Below are 10,102 nucleotides of genomic sequence, written 5' to 3'. Positions count from 1 at the left end.
TATGAATAACGTCCTTGCTTGGCACGTTCTGTTTTTTCGCATATTCGTACACACGCATTTTTGACATACAGTCACCCCCATAAAGATCGGTCGAGCATCGTTTGCAATTGGCGCGCGAACCCTTCGTCGGTGACGGCGACGACGACGCGGGCGTCTTTGCCGATCGCGCCGCCCAGCACATACCGGTCCGGCACTTTGCAAAGCGGGACGCCATAAAACGCACATTTATCCGTCACTTTTTTTTCCGTGTTGGCCGACGCATCTTCCGAAAGCAACACGAGCCGCGCCCTGCCCCGTTGCACTTCCTTGACGACAAGTCCCTCTCCGGAAACGACTTTTCCGGCCCGCTGCGCCAACCCTAACAGCGATGCCCAGCGGTTCTGTTTCATTGTCCTGCCTGTTTCTCCTTTTTCGCCAAAGCAAGCAGCTCGTCATAGAGCGAGTCGGCGATGTCGGCTTTTAAATGGCGGGCCAAAATGTTTTTCTTTTTCGCCTGTAAAATGCAATCCGGGTCAAGGGTAATATACGCGCCCCGCCCCGCTTTTTTGCCGGTCGGGTCGATCGACACCTCTCCTTCTTTGGAGCGGACGATGCGCACCATTTCCCGCTTTGGCTTCATCTCTCCAGTGACGACGCATTTGCGCAACGGAATTTTCTTTTGCGCTGCCATTTCTATTCCCCCTCACTCGATTTCCGCCGATGCATCGAATGATTGGACGTTCTCATCACTATTTTCATTATCGGCCGCCGCGCCGTTGAAATCAAGCGAAGTGGATGGCGCATACGGATCAATGCCCATGTCCCGCGCCTCGGACTCGCTTTTAATATCGATTTTCCAGCCGGTCAATTTTGCCGCCAGCCGCGCGTTTTGCCCGCGTTTGCCGATAGCGAGCGACAGCTGGTAGTCCGGAACGATGACGGTCGTCGCCCTTTGCTCTTCATTGACGATGACGCGCAGCACTTTCGCTGGGCTTAACGCATTGGCGACAAACTCCACCGGGTCGGCCGACCAGCGGACGATATCAATTTTTTCCCCGTTCAGCTCGTCGACGATCGCCTGGACGCGCTGCCCTTTTGGCCCGACGCAGGCGCCAACCGGATCGACTTCCGGATTGTCGGAATGGACGGAAATTTTGGAACGATCGCCGGCTTCGCGGGCGATCGACTTGATTTCAACCGTCCCGTCGTAAATTTCCGGCACCTCAAGCTCAAACAGCCGCTTCAGCAAGCCCGGATGAGTGCGGGAGACGAAAATTTGCGGCCCTTTTGTCGTCTTTTCCACTTTCGTAATGTACACTTTCAGCCGATCGTGCGGTTTGTACGTTTCATTCGGCATTTGTTCGTTCGCCGGCAAAAGCGCCTCCGCCTTGCCGAGGCTGACATAGACAAAACGCGGGTCAATGCGCTGGACGATGCCGGTCATAATGTCCTCTTCGCGGTCGACAAATTCGGCGTAGATGATGCTCCGCTCCGCTTCACGCACGCGCTGGGTCACGACTTGTTTCGCTGTTTGCGCAGCGATGCGCCCGAAATCGCGCGGCGTCACTTCCAATTCGACGACATCGCCGATTTGATAGTTCGGATTGATCCGCTGCGCCTCCTCAAGCGAAATTTCAAGACGCGGATCGGTCACCTCTTCGACGACGTCTTTGCGGGCGAGCACGCGGATCGTCCCTGTTTCCATATTTAAATCGACGCGCACGTTTTGCGCTTGGCCGAAATTGCGCTTGTACGCGGAAACGAGCGCCGCTTCAATGGCTTCCATAATCACTTCTTTGCTGATGCCTTTTTCCCGCATCAGATCGGCTAACGCCTCAAGCAACTGCGTGTTCATGAAACGAAAATCCCCCTTTTATCATTAAGAGAAAATGACGGCTAATCTAGCGCTCGCCACTTTTTCATACGGAATGGCGACCGTTTTTTGCCGCCCGCGGTCTTTGACCGACAGCGTCACGGTCGTCCCGTCAAAAGCGGTCAATTCCCCTTCAAACTGCTTTTCTCCTGTAATCGGCTCGTATGTTTTGATATATACATTTTTCCCAATTGCTCTTACAAAATCTTTTTCATTTTTTAACGGCCGCTCCGCTCCCGGCGATGACACTTCTAAAAAATAGTTGTGCGGAATCGGGTCGACCTCGTCGAGCTTTTCGCTTAGCCTTTCACTGACGACGCCGCACTGTTCAATGTCCACGCCGGTGTCTGAATCAATAAAGACGCGCAAAAACCAGTTTTTTCCTTCTTTCACATACTCGATGTCCACCAGCTCGAGCCCCATTTCGTCCAAAATCGGCGCGACAAGCTGTTCAACCGTTTCTGTCACTTTTTTGCTCATCGTGTTCCTCCTTACTGGGCAAGGCTGCATGCTGCATAATGAGAAAATCCCCTGCACAAGGCGGGAATGAACGAAAGACGGAAAGACCGATGCTCATTCAAGACGAAAGAGTGGGTTTCCCCACTCTTTGTTTGCCATTATCTTTGCCAATTCCACTAAAACTATAACACATTGGGAAATATATTGCAACGAAAAACCGTCCGTCAGAACAAGGACAGCTGGTTATGATCCGGAAGCGAGTCGAGGCAGCCGCGGCTTTCGAGATACTCAAGCAGCGTTTTCGACACTTTGCCGCGCTGCTGCAAATCTTCTTTTGACAAAAACTCCCCTTCTTCGCGGGCGCGCACAATGTTTTGCGCCACGTTCGTCCCGAGCCCCGGGATGGCGTTAAACGGCGGAATAAGCGAGTTGCCGTCAATGACAAATTCGGTCGCCTGCGAGCGGTACAAGTCGATATTTTTAAAGGAAAAGCCGCGCTCGCACATTTCCAGCGCCACTTCCAGCACCGTGAGCAAGCTTTTCTCTTTCGCCGTCGCCTGAATGCCTTTGGCGTTGATTTCCTCAATCCGCTTGCGAATGGCGGCTGATCCTTTGATCATGGCATCAAGGTCAAAGTCCTCCGCCCGCACCGTAAAGTACGACGCGTAATACAAAAGCGGATGGTGCACCTTAAAGTAGGCGATGCGCACCGCCATCAACACGTAGGCCGCCGCGTGCGCTTTCGGGAACATGTATTTGATTTTTTTGCACGAGTCGATGTACCATTCCGGCACGTTATGCTTGCGCATCTCCGCCTCAAATTCCGGCGTCAATCCTTTCCCTTTGCGCACCGATTCCATAATTTTAAACGCCAGCGACGGCTCAAGCCCGCGGTAAATGAGATAGACCATAATGTCGTCGCGGCAGCCGATCACCTCAGAAAGCGTGCACGTGCCATTTTGAATGAGTTCTTGCGCGTTGCCAAGCCATACATCGGTGCCGTGCGACAAACCGGAAATTTGCACGAGCTCGGAAAATGTTTTCGGCTTCGTTTCTTCGAGCATTTGCCGGACAAAGCGCGTGCCGAATTCCGGGATGCCGATCGTGCCGACGTTGCACATAATTTGCTCCGGCGTAACGCCAAGCGGCTCGGTGCTGCTGAAAATGCCCATCACGTCCGGGTCGTCGGTCGGGATCGTTTTCGGATCGATGCCGCTTAAATCTTGCAGCATGCGGATGACCGTCGGATCGTCGTGCCCAAGAATATCGAGCTTCAATAAATTGTCATGAATCGAGTGGAAGTCAAAATGGGTCGTCCGCCATTCCGATGACGTATCATCGGCTGGATATTGGATCGGCGTAAAGTCGTAAATTTCCATATAATCGGGAACGACGATAATGCCTCCAGGGTGCTGCCCAGTCGTCCGCTTCACTCCGGTGCAGCCGGCCGCCAGACGGTCGATTTCCGCGCCGCGCAGCTCTAAGTTATGGTCGCTCGCATAGCCTTTCACAAACCCGTACGCCGTTTTGTCGGCGACCGTGCCGATCGTTCCGGCGCGGTAGACGTTGTCTTCGCCAAACAGCACTTTCGTATAGTTGTGGGCGCGCGGCTGGTACTCGCCGGAGAAGTTCAAATCGATATCCGGCACTTTGTCGCCTTTAAAGCCAAGGAACGTCTCAAACGGGATGTCATGCCCGTCTTTTTTGTATTTCGTCCCGCATTGCGGGCAGTTTTGATCCGGCAAGTCAAAGCCCGACCCGACCGAACCGTCATTAAAAAACTCGGAATGTTTGCAGTTCGGGCAGACGTAATGCGGCGGCAGCGGGTTCACCTCGGTAATTTCCGTCATCGTCGCGACAAACGATGAGCCGACCGAGCCGCGCGACCCGACAAGGTAGCCGTCATCGAGCGACTTTTTGACGAGCTTATGCGAAATTAAGTAAATGACGGCAAATCCGTGGCCGATAATGCTCTTCAGCTCTTTTTCAAGCCGCTCCTCAACAAGTTTCGGCAGCGGGTCTCCGTAAATTTCTTTCGCCCGCCGGTAGCTCATTTCCTTGATTTCCTCGTCCGCCCCTTCGATGCGCGGCGTGTACAGCTCATCCTTGATCGGCTTCACTTCACCGATTAACGAAGCGATTTTTTGTGTGTTGTCGACGACGATTTCTTTCGCTTTTTCCGGCCCTAAAAACGAGAAGCAATCCAGCATTTCGTTCGTTGTGCGGAAATACACATCCGGCAGCTCATGCCGGTTGAGCGGGTTCGCCCCGCCTTGCGAATGGATTAAAATTTTCCGGTAAATTTTGTCCTCCGGATTTAAATAATGGACGTTGCCGGTGGCGACGACCGGAATGTTGAGCTTTTCGCCAAGGGCGACGATGCTGCGGATGATGTTTTGGATCATCTCTTCATCTTTGACGTAATCCATTTCAATGAGCGGCTTGTACACCTCGGGCGGATGCACCTCAAGAAAATCGTAAAAGCGGGCGATGTCTTCGACTTCCTCCGGCGCCTTTTGGATCAAGTTGTCAAACAGCTCGCCTTTGTCGCAGCCCGAGCCAACGAGCAGCCCTTCACGATGCTTGACCAGCACGGAGCGCGGGATGCGCGGCACGCGGTGAAAATAATCGATGTGCGACAGCGAGACGAGCTTGAACAAGTTTTTCAGCCCGATGTCGTTTTGCGCCAACAGCGTCGCATGGAACGGGCGCGCCAGGCGGTACGACGCATCGCTGTGCGTGCGGCTGTTTAATTCGTCATGAAACAGTATGCTGCGCTCTTCCGCTTCCTTCAATAGCCGCATAAGCAAATGCCCGGTTGCCTCCGCGTCGTAGATGGCGCGGTGGTGCTGGGTCAGTTCAATGTCGAACTTTTTGCAAAGCGTGTTCAGCCGGTGGTTTTTCAAATCCGGATACAAAAAGCGGGCGAGTTCAAGCGTGTCAATGACCGGATTGGTGAGCTTGCCGCGTCCCATGCGGGCGAGGCCTGCGTTTAAAAACCCGATGTCAAAGCTGGCGTTATGGGCCACAAGCGTCGCATCGCCAATCCAGTCAACAAAACGGGCCAGCACCTCATCCGGCTGCGGAGCGTCTTTCACCATTTCGTCCGTGATTCCGGTCAATTCCATCGTCGTCACGGACAGCGGATGTCCCGGATTGGCAAAGGACATAAACCGGTCGATGATCTCGCCGTCTTTGATTTTGACGGCCGCCAGCTCAATGATCGTATTGTACACAGCCGACAGCCCGGTCGTTTCAACGTCAAAGACGACGTATGTCTCCTCCGAAAGACGGCGGTGCGTTTCATTGTAGGCGATCGGCACGCCATCGTCGACGATGTACGCCTCAAGGCCGTAAATGACCTTCATGCCGTGTTTTTTCGCCGCGCTGTAGGCCTCCGGAAACGACTGAACAACGGCATGGTCGGTGACGGCGATCGCCGGATGACCCCATTTTTTCGCTTGTTCGATGAGTTTTGTCACCGAGGTAACCGCGTCCATTTGGCTCATCGGGGTATGCAAATGGAGCTCGACCCTCTTTTCCCCTTCGGGCGCTGTATCTTGCCGTTCGTTTGCAGCGATTTCGTTCAAATCGTTGGCGATGATGACCAAATCGCGGACGAATGTGTCGTTTTGCACGCTGCCGCGCACTTTCACCCACATGCCTTTTTTGACGCCGCTCATGAGCTCGGCGTCCTCTTTGTCGCGCGAGAACATTTTGACTAAAATCGAGTTCGTGTAATCGGTGATTTTCATGGTCAACAGCGTGCGGCCGCTTTTGAGCTCGCTCACCTCAGCGTCAAACACATACCCTTGCACCACAACGCGCCGTTCTTCCTCAACGATCGTCTCAAGCGGACGCACTGGCTCCTCGTCGCGGATCGGGTAGCCGATGACGAGCGGGCCGGATGGAGAAGCCGCTGCTGCCTTTTCCTCTTCTTTTGCCATATCGGTCAGCACCGCCAACGCCCGCTCTTCATCTTCTTGCTGCTTTTGCGCCAAAAACTGCTCCATTTCCTGCTCAGCCGGTTGCACGTCGACTTCCAGCTGAAACGGCGGAAAACCGAACGACGCGTAAATCGCGGCGATTTTTTGCGCAAACCGCCGTTTGACAGCCAGCGCCTCCGCCTCGTGGCGGGCGGTGACAACGAGCTTGTTCCCTTTCACCGCCGGCGTCTGCCGGCTCAGCAAATCGACAAGCGGCGAGACGCCTTCTTGCAGCTCGGCGAGGCAAAGCGGCCAGTACGCCCGCACATCGTCTTCCGTTACGCGCGGCGATTCGACATCAATCGTATACCGGATGGCAGCGATATGGCGGAAAGCAGCCGCCAAGCGGTCCGTAAACGATTTGTACACCTCGGCCGGCAGCACGTTGGCGAACTGAAAATAGAAATGCCAGCTTTTTTCTTCTTTATCAATCACGACTTTGCGAATGAACGCATCACGGAAATACGGCATCCATTCATCCGACGTCATCTTCAGTTGCTCAAGCAAAACGAAAAACCGCTCTTTTTGTTCTTTCGTGGCCATGATTTCCCCTCTCAACGAAATCGTTTCTCTTTCTAATCATACCATACAAACGCCAAAAAGCGCCGACGGAAAAGAAACTCGTTCTTTTTCGCCGGCGCCGTTCGTTCACCCTTGCAAGAGGCGGCGCACCGTATCGGTCAATTCGCCCACCGGCACGTCAAACGTCTCGCCTGTTTTTCGCACTTTCACTTCGACGATGCCTTCGCCCGCCCGCTTGCCGACGGTGACGCGAACCGGAATGCCGATCAAATCGCTGTCGGCAAACTTGACTCCGGCCCGCTCCGGGCGGTCATCATATAACACTTCAAATCCTGCCTGTCCCAATTTTTCGTACCATTCCTCCGCCAGCGCTCGCTGCTCGTCGCTTTTCGCGTTCGCTGTCAGCAAATGGATATGAAACGGCGCCACCGAAGCCGGCCAGACGAGCCCGTTTTCATCGGCAAACTGCTCGGCAATCGCCGCCACCAGCCTGGAGACGCCGATGCCGTAGCAGCCCATGATCATCGTCTTCGTTTGGCCGTTTTCATCCAAGTACACGGCGTTCATTGCCTCACTGTATTTCGTGCCAAGCTTGAACACGTGCCCGACTTCAATGCCGCGAGCGAAGCGGATCGTCCCTTTGCCGTCCGGAGACGGGTCGCCCTCTTGGACAAAGCGCAAGTCGGCGTATTGACTGACGGCAAAATCGCGGTCCGGGTTGACGCCGATGTAATGGTAGCCTTCCTCATTCGCGCCGCAAACACCGTTGACGATGGCAGCAACAGCATGGTCCGCGATCACCATGACCGCTTCGCTGACACCGATCGGACCGAGCGAGCCGACCGGCGCCCCCATCACCCGTTCTGTTTCTTCCGGCGTCGCCAGCTCCACGACGGTGGCGTCGAGCACATTTTTCACTTTCACCTCGTTCGCCTCGTGGTCGCCGCGGACAAGAACAAGCACGTACCGGCCATCGACATTGAACAAAAGCGACTTGATGCAGCGCTCCGGCGAAACTTGTAAGTAGGAAGCGACTTCATCAATCGTTTTTTGCCCCGGCGTCGCCACTTTTTTCAATTCAGCCGGCGGCTCGCTACTTTTCTCGTACGTGGTCACAACCGGCGCCATTTCAATGTTGGCGGCATAGTCGGACGCGTCGGAATAGGCGATCGTATCTTCGCCAATGTCCGAGAGCACCATGAACTCGTGCGTATCTTTGCCGCCGATCGCCCCCGAATCCGCGATGACGGCGCGGAAGTTTAAGCCGCAGCGGCGGAAAATGTTTGAATAGGCGTTATACATGTCGTTGTACGTTTCATCCAAACTTTCTTTTGACGTATGGAACGAATAGGCGTCTTTCATCATGAATTCACGGCCGCGCAGCAGTCCGAAGCGCGGGCGCTTTTCATCGCGGAATTTCGTTTGGATTTGGTACAACACAAGCGGCAGCCGCTTGTACGTTTTCACTTCATCGCGGACGATCGCCGTGATCATTTCCTCATGCGTCGGCCCAAGGGCGAAATCGCGCTCGTGCCGGTCTTTTAAGCGCATCAACTCCGGTCCGTACGAATACCAACGGCCGGACTGCTGCCAAAGCTCGGCCGGCTGCAGCGCCGGCATCAGCAGTTCCATGCCGCCGATGCGGTTCATCTCCTCACGGATGATCGCTTCAATCTTTTGCAGCACGCGTTGCCCGAGCGGCAAAAACGTGTAGACTCCGCTCGCGCTCTGGCGGATGAAGCCGGCCCGCAGCAGCAGCTGATGGCTTTTCACTTCCGCGTCCGCCGGCACTTCGCGCAATGTCGGAATAAACGCTTGACTTTGTCTCATTCACAGCCACCTCATTCTCTCTCTTTATAGGAAAAATTTTTGAATGTCGTTCCATGTGACGACAAGCATCAGCAACATAAGCAAGGCGAAACCGATAAAATGGACCATTCCTTCTTTTTGCCGGTCGACCGGCTTGCCGCGCACGGCTTCAATGGCGAAAAAGAGGAGCCGCCCGCCGTCTAGCGCCGGCAATGGCAACAAGTTGACAATCCCGAGGTTGATGCTTAAAATCGCTCCCCATTTCATCAAGTAGTAGATCCCGGACTCCGCCACCTTGCCAGTCGATACAGCGATGCCGACCGGGCCTGACAGCATGTCAAGCTGAAACTGGCCGGTGATCAATTGAACGAGCCCTGTTGCAATTTCCCTCGTCCAGTAATACGTCTCGACCAGCCCTTGCTTTACGGAGCCGAACACCGATTTTTCCATCGGCTGATAGACGCCGATTAAGCCGATCGTCTCCCCTTGAATCGTTTTCGCTTCCGGGGTGACGGTCACGCTCATGTCTTTCCCGTTCCGCTCAATTTGAAACTCCAGCGGCTCCTCTGGATGAGCGCGAATCGTGTTGACGATTTCCGTCCACGTTTCCATCCGTTCGCCGTTGATGGCGATGACCTCATCCCCTTGCTTCAACCCCGCCGCGCGCGCCGCTCCATCCGGCGTCAGCTCGCCGATGACCGGCTTATCGACCGGGTAGCCTTGCAAAAGGCCGATGATGATAAAGACGAGGACGGCCAATAGAAAGTTGGCGAGCGGGCCGGCCAAAATCGTCATCGTCCGCTGCCCGAGCGTTTTTGCCGCAAATTGGCGGTGGTACGGGGCGATTTGAATTTCTTGGCGGTCGACGACAAAAAACGCCGGTTCTTTCACCGCAAACCGCTCCAGCCGCTCGCCGTCGGCATAGCCGGTGACATACATGCCATGCTCCAAATCAGCGTCTTCCACCTCAACGACCCGAATGTTCGGATAATCGTCCTTATGGTTGAGGACGATTTTTTCCACCCGTCCTTCACTGTCAAGCAAAAGACCGACGACTTGCCCGCGCTTCAGCTCGATCGTTTCCGGGTCTTCGCCGGCCATGCGGACGAAACCGCCAAGCGGCAAAAGCCGGATCGTATACACCGTTTCGCTTTTCTTAAACGAAAACACTTTCGGTCCGAACCCGATGGCAAACTCGCGGCACAAAATGCCGGCCCGTTTGGCCAGCAGCAAATGCCCGAGCTCGTGAAAAAAGACGAGAGCGCCGAAGACAACAATAAACGAAATAATCGATTCCAACGTTTCAACCACCTTTATGCTAATAGTGAGCGGACATAAGCGCGCACATCCGCGTCAATTTCGCGAATCTCATTCCCGTCCAACACCAGCTTTTCATGATCTGGCCCAAAATTGAAATCGGCCAAATCTAAAAAACGGCGCTCCCCATCCGACAATGGTACCGCAAATACCGCCC

The 10,102-nt window shown here is 54.5% G+C and carries 8 protein-coding genes; all 8 read right to left on the bottom strand.

All coding sequences use genetic code 11. The annotated features are described in order from the left end of the window. Positions 1–67, bottom strand: a 67-nt coding sequence (locus tag IKE44_RS13780; RefSeq protein WP_353806769.1) for a translation initiation factor IF-2 N-terminal domain-containing protein, incomplete at its 3' end; no start/stop codon positions are given. A 4-nt stretch (positions 68–71) separates the two neighbouring features. Beyond that, positions 72–389, bottom strand: coding sequence for a YlxQ family RNA-binding protein (locus tag IKE44_RS10985; RefSeq protein ID WP_033008083.1), 318 nt, complete (start codon positions 387–389; stop codon positions 72–74). Beyond that, a complete protein-coding gene (gene rnpM / locus IKE44_RS10980; RefSeq protein ID WP_033016843.1) occupies positions 386–670 on the bottom strand; it encodes an RNase P modulator RnpM in 285 nt (94 codons plus the stop codon). The genes IKE44_RS10985 and rnpM overlap by 4 nt, the downstream gene beginning before the upstream one ends. Positions 671–682: 12 nt before the next feature. Then, entirely contained in the window at positions 683–1,834 is a 1,152-nt protein-coding gene (gene nusA / locus IKE44_RS10975) for a transcription termination factor NusA (RefSeq protein ID WP_033016849.1), read from the bottom strand. 24 nt (positions 1,835–1,858) lie between these two features. Continuing rightward, positions 1,859–2,332: a ribosome maturation factor RimP gene (rimP, locus tag IKE44_RS10970; protein WP_287465899.1), complete on the bottom strand. Its 474-nt coding sequence runs from the start codon at positions 2,330–2,332 to the stop codon at positions 1,859–1,861. A 203-nt stretch (positions 2,333–2,535) separates the two neighbouring features. Beyond that, a complete protein-coding gene (locus IKE44_RS10965; RefSeq protein WP_033016851.1) occupies positions 2,536–6,840 on the bottom strand; it encodes a PolC-type DNA polymerase III in 4,305 nt (1,434 codons plus the stop codon). Between the two features lie 105 nt (positions 6,841–6,945). Continuing rightward, positions 6,946–8,649, bottom strand: coding sequence for a proline--tRNA ligase (locus IKE44_RS10960; protein WP_047818151.1), 1,704 nt, complete (start codon positions 8,647–8,649; stop codon positions 6,946–6,948). A gap of 24 nt (positions 8,650–8,673) precedes the next feature. Next, positions 8,674–9,939, bottom strand: coding sequence for an RIP metalloprotease RseP (gene rseP, locus IKE44_RS10955; RefSeq protein WP_171697966.1), 1,266 nt, complete (start codon positions 9,937–9,939; stop codon positions 8,674–8,676). Positions 9,940–10,102 lie beyond the last annotated feature (163 nt).

The organism is Geobacillus sp., assembly GCF_017515625.1.
Classification (GTDB): Bacteria; Bacillota; Bacilli; order Bacillales; family Anoxybacillaceae; genus Geobacillus; species Geobacillus stearothermophilus.
This window is presented reverse-complemented; position numbering and strand designations above follow the sequence as displayed.

Coding starts and splice junctions, on each gene's coding strand:
- rimP (WP_287465899.1), bottom strand. CDS start 2,332: ATGAGCAAAAAAGTGACAGAAACGGTTGAACAGCTTGTCGCGCCGATT.
- IKE44_RS10965 (WP_033016851.1), bottom strand. CDS start 6,840: ATGGCCACGAAAGAACAAAAAGAGCGGTTTTTCGTTTTGCTTGAGCAA.
- rnpM (WP_033016843.1), bottom strand. CDS start 670: ATGGCAGCGCAAAAGAAAATTCCGTTGCGCAAATGCGTCGTCACTGGA.
- nusA (WP_033016849.1), bottom strand. CDS start 1,834: ATGAACACGCAGTTGCTTGAGGCGTTAGCCGATCTGATGCGGGAAAAA.
- IKE44_RS10985 (WP_033008083.1), bottom strand. CDS start 389: ATGAAACAGAACCGCTGGGCATCGCTGTTAGGGTTGGCGCAGCGGGCC.
- IKE44_RS10960 (WP_047818151.1), bottom strand. CDS start 8,649: ATGAGACAAAGTCAAGCGTTTATTCCGACATTGCGCGAAGTGCCGGCG.